This window comes from Chelativorans alearensis (assembly GCF_010993735.1).
In the GTDB taxonomy this organism is placed as follows: Bacteria; Pseudomonadota; Alphaproteobacteria; order Rhizobiales; family Rhizobiaceae; genus Chelativorans; species Chelativorans alearense.
Genome location: NZ_WQNI01000006.1, coordinates 137070 through 154739, shown reverse-complemented (window position 1 = coordinate 154739; position 17670 = coordinate 137070). Strand labels below are relative to the sequence as shown.

At 64.4% G+C, this 17670-nt stretch carries 16 protein-coding genes and 1 other RNA gene; 2 read left to right on the top strand and 15 right to left on the bottom strand.

Annotated features, from left to right (window positions below):
• Window position 1 precedes the first annotated feature (1 nt).
• The 9 genes from ftsW to mraZ are packed head-to-tail and all read right to left on the bottom strand — an operon-like array spanning window position 2 to window position 10194.
• A complete protein-coding gene (gene ftsW / locus GPJ75_RS11160; RefSeq protein WP_163268086.1) occupies window positions 2-1156 on the bottom strand; it encodes a putative lipid II flippase FtsW in 1155 nt (384 codons plus the stop codon).
• Complete coding sequence (gene murD, locus GPJ75_RS11155; protein ID WP_163268084.1) at window positions 1153-2556, bottom strand: UDP-N-acetylmuramoyl-L-alanine--D-glutamate ligase; 1404 nt, start codon at window positions 2554-2556, stop codon at window positions 1153-1155. The genes ftsW and murD overlap by 4 nt, the downstream gene beginning before the upstream one ends.
• Before the next feature lie 25 nt (window positions 2557-2581).
• The gene (mraY, locus tag GPJ75_RS11150; RefSeq protein WP_163268082.1) at window positions 2582-3664 is read right to left on the bottom strand and encodes a phospho-N-acetylmuramoyl-pentapeptide-transferase; all 1083 of its coding nucleotides are present in this window, start codon (window positions 3662-3664) and stop codon (window positions 2582-2584) included.
• Between the two features lie 32 nt (window positions 3665-3696).
• Complete coding sequence (locus tag GPJ75_RS11145) at window positions 3697-5124, bottom strand: UDP-N-acetylmuramoylalanyl-D-glutamyl-2,6-diaminopimelate--D-alanyl-D-alanine ligase (RefSeq protein WP_163268080.1); 1428 nt, start codon at window positions 5122-5124, stop codon at window positions 3697-3699.
• Window positions 5121-6575: a UDP-N-acetylmuramoyl-L-alanyl-D-glutamate--2,6-diaminopimelate ligase gene (locus GPJ75_RS11140; RefSeq protein ID WP_163268078.1), complete on the bottom strand. Its 1455-nt coding sequence runs from the start codon at window positions 6573-6575 to the stop codon at window positions 5121-5123. Before GPJ75_RS11140 ends, GPJ75_RS11145 begins: the two co-directional genes overlap by 4 nt.
• A 53-nt stretch (window positions 6576-6628) precedes the next feature.
• Window positions 6629-8335, bottom strand: a complete 1707-nt coding sequence (locus tag GPJ75_RS11135; RefSeq protein WP_163268281.1) for a peptidoglycan D,D-transpeptidase FtsI family protein — start codon at window positions 8333-8335, stop codon at window positions 6629-6631.
• A gap of 2 nt (window positions 8336-8337) precedes the next feature.
• Window positions 8338-8703 carry a cell division protein FtsL gene (gene ftsL, locus GPJ75_RS11130; RefSeq protein ID WP_246249023.1) on the bottom strand — a complete coding sequence of 122 codons (366 nt, stop codon included), beginning with the start codon at window positions 8701-8703 and terminating at the stop codon, window positions 8338-8340.
• Window positions 8704-8707: 4 nt separating this feature from the next.
• On the bottom strand, window positions 8708-9730 hold the full coding sequence (rsmH, locus tag GPJ75_RS11125) for a 16S rRNA (cytosine(1402)-N(4))-methyltransferase RsmH (protein WP_425483144.1): 1023 nt from the start codon (window positions 9728-9730) through the stop codon (window positions 8708-8710).
• Window positions 9730-10194, bottom strand: coding sequence for a division/cell wall cluster transcriptional repressor MraZ (mraZ, locus tag GPJ75_RS11120; RefSeq protein WP_163268074.1), 465 nt, complete (start codon window positions 10192-10194; stop codon window positions 9730-9732). Before mraZ ends, rsmH begins: the two co-directional genes overlap by 1 nt.
• Before the next feature lie 514 nt (window positions 10195-10708).
• Between mraZ and GPJ75_RS11115 the strand changes: the two genes are divergently transcribed.
• Both GPJ75_RS11115 and GPJ75_RS11110 read left to right on the top strand, forming a co-directional pair.
• On the top strand, window positions 10709-11605 hold the full coding sequence (locus GPJ75_RS11115) for a transferrin-binding protein-like solute binding protein (RefSeq protein ID WP_163268072.1): 897 nt from the start codon (window positions 10709-10711) through the stop codon (window positions 11603-11605).
• A gap of 1 nt (window position 11606) precedes the next feature.
• Complete coding sequence (locus tag GPJ75_RS11110) at window positions 11607-12770, top strand: surface lipoprotein assembly modifier (RefSeq protein WP_163268070.1); 1164 nt, start codon at window positions 11607-11609, stop codon at window positions 12768-12770.
• Window positions 12771-12814: 44 nt separating this feature from the next.
• Here the strand turns inward: GPJ75_RS11110 and rnpB are convergent.
• The 6 genes from rnpB to GPJ75_RS11080 form a co-directional block, all read right to left on the bottom strand.
• An RNA gene (rnpB, locus tag GPJ75_RS11105) (RNase P RNA component class A) lies at window positions 12815-13227 on the bottom strand.
• A 146-nt stretch (window positions 13228-13373) separates the two neighbouring features.
• Window positions 13374-14102, bottom strand: coding sequence for a polysaccharide deacetylase family protein (locus tag GPJ75_RS11100; protein ID WP_163268068.1), 729 nt, complete (start codon window positions 14100-14102; stop codon window positions 13374-13376).
• A 13-nt stretch (window positions 14103-14115) separates the two neighbouring features.
• A complete protein-coding gene (locus GPJ75_RS11095) occupies window positions 14116-14892 on the bottom strand; it encodes a glycosyltransferase family 25 protein (protein ID WP_163268066.1) in 777 nt (258 codons plus the stop codon).
• 488 nt (window positions 14893-15380) lie between these two features.
• Window positions 15381-16025 (bottom strand): lytic transglycosylase domain-containing protein, encoded by a 645-nt coding sequence (locus GPJ75_RS11090; protein WP_163268064.1) that lies wholly within the window; start codon window positions 16023-16025, stop codon window positions 15381-15383.
• A 161-nt stretch (window positions 16026-16186) separates the two neighbouring features.
• The gene (locus GPJ75_RS11085; protein ID WP_163268062.1) at window positions 16187-16954 is read right to left on the bottom strand and encodes a peptidoglycan recognition protein family protein; all 768 of its coding nucleotides are present in this window, start codon (window positions 16952-16954) and stop codon (window positions 16187-16189) included.
• On the bottom strand, window positions 16951-17658 hold the full coding sequence (locus tag GPJ75_RS11080) for a J domain-containing protein (protein ID WP_163268060.1): 708 nt from the start codon (window positions 17656-17658) through the stop codon (window positions 16951-16953). Before GPJ75_RS11080 ends, GPJ75_RS11085 begins: the two co-directional genes overlap by 4 nt.
• Window positions 17659-17670: the final 12 nt, after the last annotated feature.

Sequence of the window (17670 nt, the reverse complement as noted above, 5' to 3'; positions counted from 1 at the left end):
GTCAACCGGCCGTCGCCGCCCGCCCGGAGACGCTGGAGAAGCTCATGGGCTTCCGCTTCTCCGGCCGCCGCCGGGCAAGCGCCAGGACGATGCCCATGGAGATCGCCATGGCGACGAGCGAGGAGCCGCCATAGGAGATGAAGGGCAGCGTCATGCCCTTGGCCGGCATCATCCGGACGTTGACGGCCATGTTGATGATCGACTGCAAACCGAACAGGATGACGAGGCCGGAAAGCGCGTAGCGCGTGAAGTCGTCGCTCTCGCGCTTGGCCAGCGCCAGCCCGCGCAGGACGATGAAGGCGAACAGCGCCAGGATGACAAGGCACATGAGGAGGCCGAACTCCTCTCCGGCGACGGCGAAGACGAAGTCGGTATGGCTGTCGGGCAGGATTCGCTTGACCGACCCCTCGCCTGGGCCCTGCCCCAGCCAGCCGCCGCGCGTCATGGCCTCAAGGCTCATATCCACCTGATAGGTGTCGCCCTCGCCGGTGACGAAGCGGTCGATGCGGTCGGCCACGTGCGGGAAGAGGGAATAGGCGGCGGCCGCGCCCGCCGCACCGAGCGCGCCCAACACGGCAATCCACAGCCACGGCATGCCGGCGATGAAGAACATCCCGCCCCAGGTGCCGAGCACCAGCATGGTCTGGCCAAGGTCCGGCTGGGCGACCAGCAGCGCCACGACGAGACCGAGCAGGATCATGGCGAAGAGGTTGCCGGGGATTTCCGGCTGCCGCGCGTGCTCGGCGAAGAGCCATGCGCAGATGACGACGAAGGCGGGTTTCAGATATTCCGACGGCTGGATGGAGATGCCGAACAGGTAGATCCAGCGCCGCGAGCCCTTCACCTCCATGCCGATGAACAGTGTCGCCACCATCAGCACCAGAGAGCCGACCAGCATGACGAGCGCCAACCGGCGCACATGGCGCGGCTCCAGGAACGAGACGCCGATGAGCACCGCCAGCGCCGGGATCATGAAGATGACCTGCCGTGTGACGAAATGGAAGCTGTCGAGGCCGATCCTCTCGGCCACCGCCGGGCTCGCCGCGAAGGAAAGGACCACGCCGAGCCCCATGAGCAGGAGAAAGGCGGCGAGGAACCAGCGGTCGACGGTCCACCACCAATTGGCCACAAGACTGCGATCGGTACGGCTGATCATTCCCTGGTCTCCCCGAGTGTCTCGACGCCGGAAAGCGAAAGCACCGCGTTGCGGAACGCCTCGCCCCTCACTTCGAAATTCCTGAACTGGTCGAAACTCGCACAAGCCGGCGACAACAGGACCACGACTTCGCCCGCGGGATCGCCCGCCGCATCCCGCGCGGCATGCTCGACGGCGGCGTCTATGGTACCCGAAATCTCGTAATCCGTCGCCTCCCCCAGCGTGGCGGCGAAGGCGGGGGCCGCCTCGCCCACCAGATAGGCCTTGGCGATGCGGCCGAAGAAGGGCCGCAGGCTGCCGATGCCGCTCTCCTTCGGCAGGCCGCCGGCGATCCAGTAGATGCGCGGGAAGCTCGACAAGGCACGTCCGGCCGCATCGGCGTTCGTGGCCTTCGAATCGTTGACGAAGAGAACGTGCTTGAGCCGCCCCACCTGCTCCATGCGGTGGGCAAGGCCGGGAAAGCTTTCAAAGCCGGAGCGGATCTCCTCGACCGCGAGCCCGCAGGAAAGGCAGGCGGCAAGGGCGGCAAGCGCGTTCTGCGCGTTGTGCCGACCGCGCAGGGAGCCGATGCCTTCGAGCGTGAACAGCCTTTCGGTCCTGCCGCCCTCGGCGCGCAGAAGCACGGCCTCACGGGCGAAGAACCCCTCTTCGAGCGTCTGCGTGACGGAAATCCGCGTGACCTTGCGCCCGGCCTGTTCCAGCCGTGCGGCAATAGTGCGGCAGTGGGCGTCATCCATGCCGACGATGGCCGTGCCGCTGCCGGCGGCCAGCCTCTCCTTGATCGCCGCGTAGTCCTCCATCGTCCCATGCCGGTCGAGATGGTCCGGCGACAGGTTGAGCAGGACGCCGGCGGAAGGATCGAGCGTCGGCGCCAGGTCGATCTGATAGGAGGAGCACTCCACCACATAGTGGCGCCCCGCCGTCGGCGGCTCCAGCGTCATGACGGCGCGGCCGATATTGCCGCCCATCTGCACATCGCGCCCCGCCGCCTTCAGCACATGGGCGATCAGCGCCGTCGTCGTCGATTTGCCGTTGGTGCCGGTGACGGCGACGAAAGGCGCATCGGGCGCCCTTGCCCGCCGCTCGCGCGCGAAGAGTTCGATGTCGCCGATGATCTCGACGCCGGCCGCCCGCGCCAGCTCCACGCTCCAGTGCGGCCGGGGGTGGGTAAGCGGCACGCCCGGCGCCAGCACCAGGGCATCGAAATCCTTCCAGTTCGCCGCGCGCAGGTCGCGGGTCTCGACGCCTTCCTCCCCGGCGCGGGCGACGCTCTCCGGATTGTCGTCCCAGGCGAGAACGGTGGCGCTGCCCGCAATCAGCGCTTGCGCGGTGGCAATGCCGGAGCCGCCGAGGCCGAAGACGGCGATGTTCTTGCCGGCGAAGGTAGAGGCGGGGATCATGACGGGCGCCGCATAGCCGGACCTACTACCTCAGCTTCAACGTCGAAAGCCCGATCAGCGCCAGGACCACGGCGATGATCCAGAAGCGGATGACCACCTGGCTCTCCGTCCAGCCCAGCTTCTCGAAGTGGTGGTGGATCGGCGCCATCAGGAACACGCGCTTGCCGGTCATCTTGAAGACGGCGACCTGGATGATCACGGACAGGATCTCGATCACGAACAGGCCGCCGATGATGGCCAGCACGATCTCGTGCTTGGTGGCGACGGCGATGGTGCCGATAAGACCGCCGAGGGCCAGCGACCCCGTGTCGCCCATGAAGATGGCGGCCGGCGGCGCGTTGAACCAGAGAAAGCCGAGGCCGGCGCCGATCACCGCGCCGAGGACGACGGCAAGCTCTCCCGTGCCCGGCACGAAGTGGATCTGCAGATAGTCGGCGAAGATGGCATTGCCCGAAAGATACGCGATCACCCCGAAGGAGGCGGCCGCCACCATCACCGGTACCGTGGCCAGCCCGTCGAGCCCGTCGGTCAGGTTCACCGCGTTGCCCGCGCCGACGATGACGAAGGCGGCGAAGGGAATGAAGAAGATGCCGAGGTTGAGCAGGAACTCCTTGAAGAAGGGGAAAGTGAGCGAGGAGGAGAAAGGCGCCTGCCCCGCGCGCATGATCAGCCAGGCGGCAAGGCCGGCGATGAGAAACTCCAGCGCCAGCCGTATCTTGCCGGAAAAGCCCATATGCGACTGCTTCGTCACCTTCAGATAATCGTCGTAGAAGCCGACGGCGCCGAAAACCACGGTCACCATCAGCACGATCCACACATAGACGCTGGAAAGGTTCGCCCACAGGAGGGTGGAGCCGAGGATGCCGGAGAGGATCATCAGCCCGCCCATGGTGGGCGTGCCGGCCTTCTTGAAATGGGTTTGCGGCCCGTCGGCGCGGATCGGCTGGCCCCGTCCCTGGCGCACACGCAACGAATTGATGATGGCCGGGCCGAACAGGAAGACGATGAAGGCGGCCGTGATCAGCGCCCCGCCGGTGCGGAAGGTGATGTAGCGGAAAACGTTGAAGGCGGTGAATTCATCGGCGAATTCCACGAGCAGCGTCAGCATAATGAAAGTCCCTCAGGCGGGCGTCCCGCCTCCTAAATCCGTGCCGGCGTCGCCGCCGGAAATTGCTTGAGAAGGGCCTCGACCAGCTTGGAGAAGCCGATGCCCTTGGATGACTTGATCATGATCGCGTCCCCCGGCCTTGCCGCATCGAGGAGGAGCGGCTGCAGCTTCTCCGCGTCCTCGCGATATTCGACGGTGAGGCCGGCCGGCGGATTGTCGGCCAGCGCCTTCATTTCCGCCCCACCGAGGTAGAGCAGGTCGACATTAGAGGCCGCAACAAGGTCCGCGAGCGCGGCGTGCAGCTTCGCCGAGTGCGGGCCAAGCTCCAGCATGTCGCCCAGAACGGCGATGCGCCGGCCCTCGCCGGCGACCGGTGTGCTGCTAAGAAGCTGCATCGCCGCCCGCATGGAGGCGGGGTTGGCGTTGTAGCTCTCGTCGATCAGCGTGAAGGTGCCGGCATCGAGGCGCAGAAAGTGGCGCTTGCCGCGCCCCGGCCCGGCGGAAAAATCCCCAAACGCCAGAAGGAGCTTGGCGACGTCCGCGCCTGCCAGGTAGCCGGCACCGACCGCCGCGAGGGCGTTCTGCACCATGTGCCGCCCCGGCGCGCCGACCCGCGCCGCCAGTTCCTGGCCGGCGATCTTCACCGTCACGGCCGAGCCCTCTTCCTGAGGCTCCCACTTGACGAGCCTGAACTGGGCCCGCGCGTTCTCGCCGAAGCCCCAGATGTTCTTGATGCCGGCATCGCCGGCCATCTTCGACAGGATCTTCCAGCGCTGGTCGTCGCGGTTGAGGACGGCATGGCCGCCGCGCACCACGCCGGAGAAGATCTCGCCCTTGGCCCGGGCGATCTCGTCAAGGCTCTTGAAATAGCCGAGATGGGCGGCCGCCACCATGGTGACAATGGCAATGTGCGGCTTCACCAGCCGTGTCAGCGGCTCGATCTCGCCAGGATGGTTCATGCCGATCTCGAAGACGGCGTAGTCGCAATCGGCCGGCAGGCGGGCGAGCGTCAGCGGCACGCCCCAATGGTTGTTGAAGGAGCGGTCGGCGGCGTGCACGCTGCCGGCGCTTTCCAGCATATGCCGCAGCATCTCCTTGGTGGTCGTCTTGCCGGCCGAGCCGGTGACGGCGATCACCTTGGCGCGCGTACGCTCGCGTGCCGCCGCCGCCAGCCCTTCGAGCGCCTTCAGCACATCCGGCACCACCACCTTGGGCACGGCGAGGCGACCGAGTGCCGGCAGCTTCTCTTCCGAGACGACCAGGAGCCCGGCACCGGCCGCCATGGCCGCGGTGGCGAACTGATGGCCGTCGAACTTATCGCCCTTGATGGCGAAGAACGCTTCGCCGCGCTCCAGCGTGCGGGTGTCGATGGAAATGCCCGTCACCCCCTCGGGCAGGTTTCCGAAGGGGCGGCCTCCGGTGGCGTTCACCAGCGCCTGGCTGTCCCAAAGAAGCCTCACGCGCCCTTCTCCTCAAGTGCCTGCCGCACCTCCTCGTGATCGGAAAAATGATGCTTTCTGCCGGCGATCTCCTGCCCGACCTCGTGGCCCTTGCCGGCGACGACCAGCGTGTCTCCCGTCTCGAGCATGGCGACCGCGGCGCGGATCGCTTCGCGCCGGTCGCCGATCTCGCTCGCCGTGGGGACCGCTTCCATGATGGCGGCACGGATGGTGGCGGGATCCTCCGAGCGCGGATTGTCGTCGGTGACGATGACGACGTCGGCGAGCCGCCCGGCGATCTCGCCCATGATCGGCCGCTTCAGCCTGTCGCGGTCACCGCCGCAGCCGAAGACGACGATAACGCGGCCCGTGGTGAAGGGCCGGACCGCGAGAAGCACGTTCTCCAGCGCCTCGGGCTTGTGCGAATAATCGACGTAGCATTGTGCACCGTTTGCCGCCGTGCCGACAAGCTCCAGCCGGCCGGAGGCGCCTTCGAGATGCTCAAGCGCCGAAAGGGCCTTGTCGGCGGCAAGCCCGGTGGCGATGGCAAGCCCCGCCGCCACCAGCGCGTTGGACACCTGGAAGTCGCCGGCGAGCGGCAGGTCAATCTCGTGGATCAGCCCTTCGTGCTCCACCTCGGCGCGCTGGCGATGGCGCTCGTGCTCGACGCGCTTCAGCGTCAGGAACGCGCCCTTGCGCCCGACGGTGAGCAACTCCAGCCCGGCGTCGCGGACCGCCTTCTCCGTCGCCTCCGACCAGGCATCGTCGGCGAAGACGACGGCCGGCGCGCCCTTCGGCAGGAGCGTGTCGAACAGGCGCATCTTGGTGCGGTGGTAGTGCTCCACCGTGGGGTGGTAATCCATGTGGTCGCGGCCGAGATTGGTGAAGCCGCCGGCGGCGAGCCTGACACCGTCGAGCCGGCGCTGGTCGAGCCCGTGGCTGGAGGCTTCCATGGCGCCGTGGGTGACGCCGGCCTCGGCAAGTTCCTTCAACAGACGGTGCAGCGACACCGGATCCGGCGTCGTCAATTCGCCGTAGTCCTCGCGTCCCGGCGCCACGACGCCGGTGGTGCCGATCGAGGCCGCGGCAAGCCCGGCTTCTTCCCAGATCTGCCGGGTGAAGGAGGCAACGGAGGTCTTGCCACTGGTGCCGGTCACCGCCACCATGGTCGCCGGCTGGCCGGCATGGAGGCGGGCGGCCGTCAGCGCCAATATGCGGCGCGGGTCCTCCACCTCGACGACCGGAGCACCGATATCGGTGCCCACGGCACCCGGCCGGGCGACGATCGCCGCCGCGCCTTGGCGCACGGCCTCCGCCGCGAAGGCCGCGCCATCCGCCTTGGCGCCGGCAAGGGCGAAAAAAAGGTCGCCGGCGGAAAGCTGCCGCGTATCCGATGAAAGACCGGAGACTTGCATATCGTCGGATAGTGCCGCGCCATGCGGCAAGATATCGGCAAGTTCACCCAGCTTCATCACACCCCAGAATTCTTTTTGCGGCCAGCCGCACGAGCCTCGGCTTACCGGAATCACTGATACGAAACCAGCAAAGCCTCACTTTCATGGCCGAAATCTGGCTGCACGCCAAGTAGTGGCGCGGTGCGGCGGATAATATTGCCGGCCAGGGGAGCGTTGGTTATGCCCGAGGTCGCGGACATGCCTGGCTTCTCCGGCTTCGGTTCGTCGAGAACCACGAAGACGACATAGTCCGGATCATTGGCCGGAAAGCTGGCGATGAACGTATTGAAGCGCGTGTCGTTGGAATAGCGGCCGTTGACCACTTTCTCCGCCGTGCCGGTCTTGGTGCCGACATGGTAGCCGGGCACCTCGGCGCGCCGCCCGGAGCCCTTCTCCGTGTTGTAGCGGAAGAGATAGCGGACCGCGGCGCTGGTCTCCTCGGAAATCACCTTTTCGGCAATCGCGTTCGCCTCTTCCTCGGTGCGCGGCAGGAAGGTCGGCGGAATGAGTTTTCCGCCGTTCAGCATCGCCGCCGCCGCGGTTGCGGTCTGCAGCGGCGTTGTGGCGACGCCGTGGCCGAAGGAGATGGTGACGGAGTTGATCTTCTTCCACTTCGCCGGTTCGGTGGGATGCGCGACTTCCGGCAGTTCCGTCTCGATGCGATCGAGAATGCCGATCCGTTTCAGGAACTCCCGGTGCCCCTCGACGCCGACGACATCGGCCATCTTGGCCGTGCCGATGTTGGAGGAATAAATGAAGATCTCCGGCACGCTCAGAACGCGTCCCTTGCCGTGGAAATCCCGGATTGTGTGCCCGCCGATGCGCAAGGGGCGCGTCGCGTCGAATTTGTCGTTGATGCCCACGAGGCCGGAATCGAGCGCCATCGACGTCGTGAAGAGCTTGAAGGTCGAACCCATCTCGAAGACGCCCGCCGACATGCGGTTGAGCCGGTCCTTCTCGAGCGCGTTGAAGGGGTTGTTGGGATCGTAGTCGGGCAGCGAGGCCATGGCCATCACTTCGCCCGTGCGCGCGTTTAGGACGACGCCGCCGGCGGCGATGGCCTGGTGGCGCTCCATGGCCTGCGTGAGCTCGTCGTGCAGCACGTGCTGCACCCTCAGATCGATGGAAAGGCGCACCGGATTGAGCGTGTCCGGCCCGGCAAGGCCCAGCGCCTGCAGGTCGGCGAGGCCCTGTTCGTCGACATATTTCTCCATGCCGGCGATGCCCTGGTTGTCGATGTTGACGAGGCCGAGGATGTGCGCGGCGGTCGCCCCGCCGGGATAGAAGCGGCGCTTCTCCGTGCGGAAGCCCAGCCCTGGAATGCCGAGCGCCAGGATCTCGCTCTGCTGGCGCGGCGAAAGCTGGCGGCGCAGCCACACGAATCCGGCATCGCTATCGAGCCGCCGGTAGGCCTGCTCATAGTCGAGGTCCGGCAGCACCGTCTGCAGTTTCTCGATGGTCTCGTCGATATAGGCGATGCGCCGCGGCTCGGCGAACAGGGAAGCGGTCTTGATGTCGGTCGCCAGCACCTCGCCGTTGCGGTCCACAAGGTCGGGCCGCGAGGCCGTCGCCCGGCTCTGCGGCAGGTTGACCACCTCCTCCTCGACCAGGCCGAGATGCACCAGCCGCGCGCCGATGGCCGCGTAGATGCCGAAGAGCACGGCCATCGCCATCACCACCCGGTTGCGCGACCGCCCGCCGGTGGCCTTGCGCGCGCCGTCGACGACGATGGCGCCATCGCCTTCCATAGCCCGCCGGTTCTTCCACAGCCTCGGCATCTTCATGGCCGCACCCCTCCCGTCACCACCGGTTCGTCCGCGCCGTCCGCGCCCTCGACCATCAGCGTCTCCTCGGAGCGGAAGGGGAGCTCGCGCAGCGATGCCGGCGTGGCGATCTGCTTGGGGTCCATGATGCCGAGGCCGAGCTCGTCCTTGTAGATATTCGCCAGCTTCTCCAGGCGCCCCGGCTGGGTGAGAAGGCTGCGGTCCGCCCTCAGGACGTCGATGGCGTCCTTTTCGAGCTGGATCTGCGTCTCCAGCTCACGGGCGCGGCTCATCATCGCTTCCGCCTCGTGCTTGGTCTTGTAGGTGAACGCCGCCGCCGAAAGCATGACCGCTATCAGGATGATGTCGCTGGTCCGGAACAACTGCCTACCTCGCCTTCTCGCCGAGCTGTGCCGTGACGAAAAGCGCCGGCACGCCCAGGCTGTCGAAATCCTCCGCTCCCGCCGGCGCATCCGTGCGCCGCGCCGCCCTCAGCCGCGCCGAGCGGGCGCGCGGGTTCTGATCCGTCTCGGCCTTGCCGGGCGCCACCGGCTTCTGCGGCTTTTCGAAGATCGGTTGCGGAGCCGCCGCCTCCGGCAGATGCCGGGAGCCGCCCACAGCGCCCGAGCGCGCGGTGAGGAACCGCTTGACGATGCGGTCCTCCAGCGAATGGAAGGTGACAACGGCAAGCACACCGCCCGGCTTCAGGATGCGCTCGGCCGCGAACAGCGCGCGCGCCAGTTCGCCGAGTTCATCGTTGACGAAGATGCGCAGGGCCTGGAAGACGCGCGTGGCGGGATGGATCTTGTCGGTCGGCTTGCGGCCGATTGTGCGCTCAACGAGCGCGGCCAGGTCCCCGGTGGTCTCGAACGGCTTTTCGGCCCGTCGCCGCTCGATGGCGCGGCCGATGCGGCCGGCATGGCGCTCCTCTCCGAGCAGGCCGAAGATGCGCGCCAGATCCCCCGCCTTGAGGCGGTTGACGACATCGGCGGCACTTGGGCCTTCGCGGCCCATGCGCATGTCGAGCGGGCCTTCCTTTCGGAAGGAGAACCCGCGTTCCGCCTCATCGAGCTGCATGGACGACACGCCGACATCCAGCACCACCCCGTCCACCGCGCCGCCGGCGATGGCCTCCATTTCCGAAAATCGGCCAAGCTCCAACCGCAGCCGGCTGCCGAAGCGCGCGGCCAGCGCCTGACCACCGGCGATAGCGTCGGGATCGCGGTCGATCGCCACCACACTCGCGCCCCGCTTAAGGAGCGCGCCCGTATAACCGCCGGCACCGAACGTGCCGTCGACGATCGTCTTTCCCGGTGCCGGGTCGAGGGCGGCGATCACCGCCTCGAGAAGGACCGGAATGTGGCGGGCCAGTCCGCCACCGGCCGAGCTTTCGCCGCCGGGGCCCGCCATCATTCCGTACTTGCGGCCCGGGCCTGAGAGGCCTGCTGCCGCAATTTCAAGAGCCGTGCGCGAACCTGCGCGCCGTGGGCACTGAGCCGCTCCGGCTCCCATATCTGAAAGAAGAGGCCGCGCCCCACGAAGGCGACCTGCGATGTAATCCCCGTATGCTCGCGAACGAAGTCCGTTACGGTAATGCGCCCGTCCTGGTCCAGTTTCAGGAAGCTGCCGTCGCCATGGACGAAGAAGGACATGTCGTCCGCCGTTTGCAGGAACGGGTCCTCCACCGCGATCCGCTCCTCGTAGCGGTCGAGCAGGTCCGGGCCGCCCACATCCATCGCCGGCACATCCAGCGCCCTCAGCGCGTAGAGGTCGGCAAAGCCGCGCCTCTGCACCACGGAGCGGAAGTGAGCCGGCACGGAGACCCGCCCCTTCGCGTCGATCCTGTTGATCGCACTGGATAAGAACCGATCCATGATCTGCGACGGCCGCTGTTGGCGTCATGCCCCTCTGCATTGCTTCGACCGCGCAGAAACGCGGCTCCTCGATCCGTTCCCCGCCCCGGGCACAACGCCCGGCACCCCGCCGAAAACGCGGCGGCGCGGCCTTCAAACTCCCGCTGAAACAATAATCTGACTGATTTGATGGGATAACATGGGCGTTCATGGGCGTCAACGGGATTGATAGACATAGGTAGCGAATTCGCCCCGGATTCCAGCAGCTTGCGAGCCATCGGACGTTTATCCCCTGTTAAGCCTAACGAAGGGTTAGCCTTACAGGGGCCTTACGGTGACATGCCTTGCCCGCCGCTTGTGCGACCGCCGGAACGCGCGAAGCGTGGCCGCAGGCAACTAGGCTCATAAACACGTGGAAGAATGCGCCTAAACGCTTGAAACGCGGGTACAACTGTATATGTTCCCCGCGGCCGCGCCGTACACCAAAAGGTAGTTCGACCAAGCGTTGTTTAGATAAAATTGGAGTTAGTAACTCATGAAAAAGCTGTTTTTTCTTATTCTTCCATTCGCACTTGCAGGATGCGGCGGGGGATCGGGCGGTCCCGGCGGCCCTGACGGCCCCACTTTCACGAGTTTCGCCGAAATGAAGGCCGGCGAGACCACCACGATTAAGGGAAAGGGACGCGAGGCCACGGCCACCGGCGAGGACGACAGCGACTTTGCATTGACATCCTTCTCGAGCGCAAAAGTCTCCACAGAAGTAACAACGAATTCCGATGGAGACATAACGTCGATTGCATTAACGACGCCAACATCGAAGAAGGTTCTTAATGAAGAAAATATATCTGAATATTCATCAATTTCAGACGATGGGAAATTCCTGTCCCTCGAGTCGAAAGACGATAAGATCGACATCGCTTTTGCCGAACCGGGAGCCGACGGGTTTGAGTATCAGACTTATGGCACGTGGTTCGAACGTGACTTCGTAGTATCCGAGGCCAACATCGGAGCGGCAAGCATAGGATCCGACACGCCGGTGGCCAACATTCCCTCGTCTGGAAAAGCGACATTCAAAGGGACTGCGGGGGGAGAATATATCGACTACGACGAAAGCAACATTCCCGAATGGCATTACATGACGTCTGAGGCGACGTTGAATGCTGATTTTGCAAGGCGTTCCGTGGACTTCAAAACCGACGACACGAAATCCTTGGGAGGCGTTGCGAAGGATCATCTCGACCTCACCGGCACCATGACCTACTCGGCCGGAAGCAACGAGATGTCTGGTAATGTCCGCACCGCCAACGGCATGACCGGTAAGATCGACGGCCGTTTCTATGGCCCGGGCGCCCAGGAAGTCGGCGGCACGTTCGCCGTGAAAGGCGACGGCATCGAGCGGTACTACGGAGGCTACGGGGCCAAGAAGCAGTAATATGAAGATACTGGCTGCATTCGCCTTTTGTCTTGTCTTCAGTACGGTAGCGAACGCAGAGAGGCTGGCCCCCGAACAAGCCGACGCCATCTTCAAGGAAAGCCTGTCTGCCGCCCAGGCCGGGCGGCACGATATCGCTATCCGCAACTATCGCCACTTGCTGGGGACAGTCCCGACCGCGCGGATAAAGCTGGAGCTCGCGCGGTCCTATTTCAGCGTCGGCGAATTCAGGCAGGCGCTGGCGCTTTTCCGGGAAGTGTACGACCACCCCAGCACGCCAAAGGCGGTCAAGCGCAACATCCTGCCCTTCATCGAAGAGGCGGAGCTGCACATTCTGCGCGTCCGCTTCGGCGCCAGAATCGTAAGCGACAGCAATCCCGCCCGAGCCCCCTCGGGCGGGACGATCTTCTTCAACGGAATTCCGCTCGAGTACGAACCGTCCTCGCCACGGAGGTTGGCACACGGTCTCGAGCCGTGGCTTTCCGTCGAGAAGCTTTGGGACAACGGCGTGCTGACCAAGTTCAACGGCAACGCGCGGCTTTTCGAGCGCGACGGGCTCAACGTGTTGCGCGGCCAGTTCTCCGTCGGCCGCATGCTGCCCTCGAAGCTGTTTGTCGAGGCGAGCATGGATGCGGAACTGAACGAGGACAGCCCCTTTATACGCCCCACGCTCGGCGCCTGGCGGCGCTTTACCCTGTCCTCGACGAGCCGGATCGGCCTGGGTGGCGACGTCGGCTATACGTTTTCCAAGGACCACGACAGATCGGGCCAGTTTTACAGGCCCTATTTGTTTGGCGACTGGACGTTCCGTCCGAACGCGACCTTCTTCTGGAATGCCTCGCTGGAGCACCTGAACGGCGTCAACGACTACTACACCTACTACAGGCCAAGCACGACCGTCGGGCTGGACATGAAATTCGGCGATTGGAACCTGTCGCCGAGCCTGTCGGCGAGTTGGACGAGATTCACCGAATATGATCCGTTCTGGAGGCTGAACCGGAAGGACGTAACGGTGCGCCCCTCCTTCTCCATCGCCCACGACCGGCTGGAATGGAAAGGGATCAAGCCGGAATTGACGGTCTTCCACGAGCGGCGCGACAGCAATGTCGACATCTACGACTATCACCAGACCGGCGGGTTTATCTCCCTTCGCAGGGCATATTAGAGCCGATTAAGAGACAGGGCCGTACCGCCCACTATGCAAAAAGAAAAACCAGCCGGTCTGTAAGCCGGGTTCTGTATGGCCGCACGGCCCGTGGGCTGTGCGACGTGACGACCATTCCTCTGGGACCGGCGTTGCCGCCGGCCTCAAGCAACCTACCCGAACGGCCGGGCCGGAAACCGCCCTTGAAGGTTTCCCTTCATGCCGTTCCTATTCGGTCTTGCTCCCGGTGGGGTTTGCCGTGCCGCCCCTGTCGCCAGGCGCGCGGTGGGCTTTTACCCCACCCTTTCACCCTTACCCGGCTTCGCCCTTCGGGCTTTGCCGGGCGGTCTGCTTTCTGTGGCACTTTCCCTGGGGTCACCCCCGCCGGGCGTTACCCGGCACCGTGTTTCCTTGGAGCCCGGACTTTCCTCACGCGCGGCCTTTCGGCGCTTGCGCGTGCGGCCGTCCGACCGGCTGGTGCCTCGTATAAAGGGATTCGAGCGCCAAAAGGCAATGCTTCGAGCTGGAGTATCGGACATTTAATTGGGGTAATTGGGGCATATCCGATCGCAGCTGTTTCCGATTGCCTTACAAAGGGTTGGGGGCGGTATGCTTCGGCATGGTTCAATCCATCGACGCCGGGGCTGAACTGTACCCCGCCAGACATTTCTTCAAAAAGTGCAGCCATGTGTCATTGCGCCGTACCGTGGCGCGTGGAAGCCCGAAGACATCGTCACCGGGCCCTGCGCTGCCGCGGCGGGTTGTTGTGGCGTAACGATATCCCGCTTCCCGAACCATCCGGCGGCATCTTTCTCCTTCCTGTCCGTAAGGGTAAGAAAAGGAAAGCACCTCCTCTCCCAGAATATCCTCGAGCATGCCGCGCGAGCGGACAATCTGGCGCCTGGCTTCATCCGCCGGCTGCTCCGGCAGGTGCACGTGATCGAGCGTGTGCGAGCCCACTTCGTTGCCAAGCGCTGCCCATTCGCGCAATTGGGCCGCCGACATGCAGCGAGCTTCGGGAACGCCGATTACCCTATCCCATTCGTTGCTGCCGCCGATCTGGCTGACCACGAAGAAGCCGGTCGCCGTGAAACCCAATTCCCGCAATACCGGAAGAGCGTTCTCGAACACGTTGAGAAAGCCGTCGTCGAAAGTGATCGCAGCGACCTTCCCGGTCCGCTCTCCACGAATGTAGGGCATGGCTTCGCGGAGCGAGAGACCCCTGTAGCCGAGCCGCTTTAACCAGAGCATCTGATTGCGGAATGCATGCGGATGCACCACCATGCTGCGGAAGGGGGTCCGCCGGGATGGCGGAATGTCGATCTGATGGTAGAGCAAGATCGGAGCCGGCATGCGGTCTTGTACCTTATCTGCGCGATCGGATCGCGATCCTGATCCGGTAAAGCGGCCTCAGAATCTCGTGGCGGAGCTTGTCAGGCACCGTTTTCTTCCGCCGGATCATGCTGCCGCCAAGCTTGCGGGAAATTTCGTGCACGCCACCCGGTACGACCGACTTGGGCGCGACGCCGGTTACCCATTTCATCTGAACGGTCGTGTCGACGGGCCGGTCGAACCGCTGCGTTGCGGCGAGAAGATGCCGGGCCGCGCTTCGGCCCACGAGCTGTGCCACCATGCCCAATCCGACGGGGCTCGGCGCGATGATGCGCGTTTTGCCGTCATTGAAAAGTTCCGGCCCGGCCTCGCGGTCCGCGCGGAACGGAAAGCGCACGAAATCTTCCGGCTCCAGGCACGCCAAAGCACTGGCGAAGGAGCGCGGGAAGAATTCGTCGAGCTCGACATCGTCTTCTACAACGAAGCCGGCATCGAGCTCCTGATCGACGATCGCCTGCCATGCCTTGCGATGCGAGAGAAAGCAGGCGATTTCGCTCTTGCTCAGCCGGAATGGATAACGGGGATTGTGAAGACGAGGACGGTAGACCTTGCCGGCTTCCGCCACATCGAGACACTCTCCGTCGACGGCATCCACGATTTCTGCCGGTATAGGCAGCGCCGCAACCAGCCTTTCGACCTGCGGTCGGCGTTCTACCGCACGCTTCAGATGAATGATAAACGCCTTTAGTCGAGGACGGGACGACTCTTCGATGGTTCCCGACAGGGACCACGGCTCGGTCGCAGATCTCATGTTTCCTCAATTTGCTACGAAATGAAATAGCTTAAACTATCATTTGATAGTCAGGGAGTAAACAGGCTCGCTCGCCCGAGCCCACGAGCGGCAAGCCAGCGCACTCGGTTAAACCGGCCGCAACCATGGGCCGATCCCCGAAGTGCGCACTGCCGACATCCAGTTGGGGAGGACATTGCCGGAATGAAAGGATATCGTGAAATAAGTCTGCTTATTGCTTCTACTATCAATACTATCGAGCGGCGCTGTACGCGCGACTATCCCGGCGCGAACAGGCCGTCAACACCCTACAGAACGATGTCCCCCGGGACGCCAAAAGAGAGGCTGTAGGGTGCTGAATCTGCGTATCGTGTTCCGAGGGGCCGATCCCGGATTTCAGGCCGATGCGTTAGATCGTGATGCCTTTTCATGGAATCGGCATCACGGTCTATCCTTTTGTTTTAGCATGATCTTTTCCGAAAACTGCATCCACTTTTCGGGATCATGCTCTAGTTCTTCGCCAAAATGCGCTTCACCTTGGCGCAATAGGCCGAGGAGACGGGGTTCATGCGCTTGGCGCCGTGGCCGGCATTGTACCGCAGGATGGCGCCGCAGGTGTCGGTGCCCCCCAGCCGGTACGCGCCGGCGAGATATTTCATGCCGTATTTGATGTTCGTCTCGGGGTCGTAGAGCGCCTTGACGGACCCGCGGTAGCCCATACCGCGAGCGGTGGACGGCTTGATCTGCATCAGGCCGATTTCCCCGGCCCTGCCACGCGCCGAGGCGCGGTAGTTGCTCTCTACCGAAATGACGGCGTGCGCGAGCGCCACCGGCACGCCGTATTCGCTGGCATAGCGTGAGACGATCGCATGGTAGGCGTGCCTGGCGTCTGGCTGCTTGGCTGTGCTCACTTTCCTGGCGGTGCCTCCGGCGAGTCCTTCAAGGCGCGCGATCTTTTCCTCGCTTTTGGCCGTGGACGCGGTCTTTCCGCCGCGCGCAACCTTCTTGATCAAAGGGGCGAGCGACCCCTTGTCGGCGCCGTCTGCTTTGGCCTTCACAATGGCAGGCGTCTCGGGAGAATCGTTCGCGGCCTCGGAGCCGCCCGTCGTCATGCCGACAACGAGCGTTGCCGCAACAAGAATTTTGATGTGCATTGTAATCCGTTATTTTTGCCGCTGCGGGCGCAGCGTATTTGTTGATTGAAACGGCGTGGAAAAAACCCCGCCGCCGACCCAGCGGGGCGTGTTGCAGGCAAAAATGCGCCAATGAGGGCTTGCCCACTCAATAAATGTATCACTTTGGAATATTTAGAGATTCAGCCGACGGCGTTCTTCGGCAGCGCGGACAGGAGCCGTGCAAGCGTATCGCGGGTCGAGGGATCGGCGGCGCCATCCACCCGCGCCGGGCGGAAATGGCGCTGGAAGGCGCTCACCACGGCCGCTGTCGCGGCATCGAATAGACCCGATATCTCAACGCCGTACCCATAGAGCGCCAGCATCGTCTGCAGCGCCTCCACAGCCTCGCCCCGGTCTCCCTCGGCGAGCACCGGACCGTCCGTCAGCGGCGCCGGCACGACATGGTGGCCCACCCCCTCGCGCGCCAGGAGATCCCAGGGGAACTTTTCGCCCGGGTCGACCTTGCGACCAGGTGCCACATCCGAATGGGCAAGCACCCTTTGCGGCGCAATCGGATGCCGCCGGCACAAATCGCGGCACAAGGCGATCACCGCGGCGATCTGCTGGGCGGGAAAATCCGGATAGCCGAGTTCGTGGCCGGGATTAACGATCTCGATACCGATGGAAAAGGAGTTGACGTCGCTTATCCCCTGCCAGGAGCCCCTGCCGGCGTGCCACGCGCGCGCGCCCTCGCGCACCATCTGCACGACGCGCCCATCCTCATGCACGAGATAGTGTGCCGAGACCTCGCTTTCGGGATCGCACAGCCGGCGCTCGGCCGCCTCGCCGCTCTCCATGCCCGTATAATGCAGGATCAGCGCGTCAGGCCGCATCCCGCTGCGCCGCTCGCCGAAATTGGGGGAGACGCGCACGTGCGCCGGCGCGTATTCGGCGGTGAAGCCGATCATGCCGGCCGCCGGCTTTTCTCGAGCTGCTCGTAGGCCGCGTTGAACGCGGCAACGCGGGTGTTGGCGATGGCGATGAACTCCTCCGGCACGCCGCGCGCGATCAGGCGGTCGGGATGGCTTTCGGCCACCAGTTCCCGATAGCGGCGCCTGATCTCCTGAAAGGGGGCATCGCGCCCCACGCCGAGCAGGATATACGGATCGCCCTCCCCCGCCGCCACGTGCCTGGCGCGGATTTGCGCATAATGCCTCTCGCTGATGCCGAAGATCTCCGCCACGCGGGCGAGAAACGCCTGCTCCCCATCGTGCAGCACGCCGTCGGCCTTGGCGATGTGGAACAGCCCGTCGAGAATGTCCTCCAGCATCGCGCAGTTGGGCTTGCCCGAGCCGCACAGCCCGGCCATCTGCCGTGCATAGGCCTCGAAGCCGGCCACGTCCTTCTTGGCAAGGTCATAGAGGCGGGCGACATTGCGCATTTCCTCGCGCGGCACCGAGAATATTTCGTGGAAGGCACGCACCTCGTCCGGCGTCACGATGCCGTCGGCCTTGGCCATCTTTGCCGACAGCGCGATCAACGCGATGGAAAAGGCTACCCGCCGCCGCAGCTCCGGATCGCCCTTGAAAGCCGTGCGCACCGCCTCGACCAGCGCCGATACGCCGCCGGATGCGCGGGTCAGGAGTTCGGAAAGGCGGACAAGGATGCTCATCGCCGGCACTTT

Excerpts from the sequence above, each read along its gene's own strand:
- ftsW (WP_163268086.1), bottom strand. The coding sequence starts at position 1,156 with ATGATCAGCCGTACCGATCGCAGTCTTGTGGCCAATTGGTGGTGGACC.
- murD (WP_163268084.1), bottom strand. The coding sequence starts at position 2,556 with ATGATCCCCGCCTCTACCTTCGCCGGCAAGAACATCGCCGTCTTCGGC.
- mraY (WP_163268082.1), bottom strand. The coding sequence starts at position 3,664 with ATGCTGACGCTGCTCGTGGAATTCGCCGATGAATTCACCGCCTTCAAC.
- GPJ75_RS11140 (WP_163268078.1), bottom strand. The coding sequence starts at position 6,575 with ATGAAGCTGGGTGAACTTGCCGATATCTTGCCGCATGGCGCGGCACTA.
- GPJ75_RS11135 (WP_163268281.1), bottom strand. The coding sequence starts at position 8,335 with ATGCCGAGGCTGTGGAAGAACCGGCGGGCTATGGAAGGCGATGGCGCC.
- rsmH (WP_425483144.1), bottom strand. The coding sequence starts at position 9,730 with ATGGCGGGCCCCGGCGGCGAAAGCTCGGCCGGTGGCGGACTGGCCCGC.
- mraZ (WP_163268074.1), bottom strand. The coding sequence starts at position 10,194 with ATGGATCGGTTCTTATCCAGTGCGATCAACAGGATCGACGCGAAGGGG.
- GPJ75_RS11115 (WP_163268072.1), top strand. The coding sequence starts at position 10,709 with ATGAAAAAGCTGTTTTTTCTTATTCTTCCATTCGCACTTGCAGGATGC.
- GPJ75_RS11110 (WP_163268070.1), top strand. The coding sequence starts at position 11,607 with ATGAAGATACTGGCTGCATTCGCCTTTTGTCTTGTCTTCAGTACGGTA.
- GPJ75_RS11100 (WP_163268068.1), bottom strand. The coding sequence starts at position 14,102 with ATGCCGGCTCCGATCTTGCTCTACCATCAGATCGACATTCCGCCATCC.
- GPJ75_RS11095 (WP_163268066.1), bottom strand. The coding sequence starts at position 14,892 with ATGAGATCTGCGACCGAGCCGTGGTCCCTGTCGGGAACCATCGAAGAG.
- GPJ75_RS11090 (WP_163268064.1), bottom strand. The coding sequence starts at position 16,025 with ATGCACATCAAAATTCTTGTTGCGGCAACGCTCGTTGTCGGCATGACG.
- GPJ75_RS11085 (WP_163268062.1), bottom strand. The coding sequence starts at position 16,954 with ATGATCGGCTTCACCGCCGAATACGCGCCGGCGCACGTGCGCGTCTCC.
- GPJ75_RS11080 (WP_163268060.1), bottom strand. The coding sequence starts at position 17,658 with ATGAGCATCCTTGTCCGCCTTTCCGAACTCCTGACCCGCGCATCCGGC.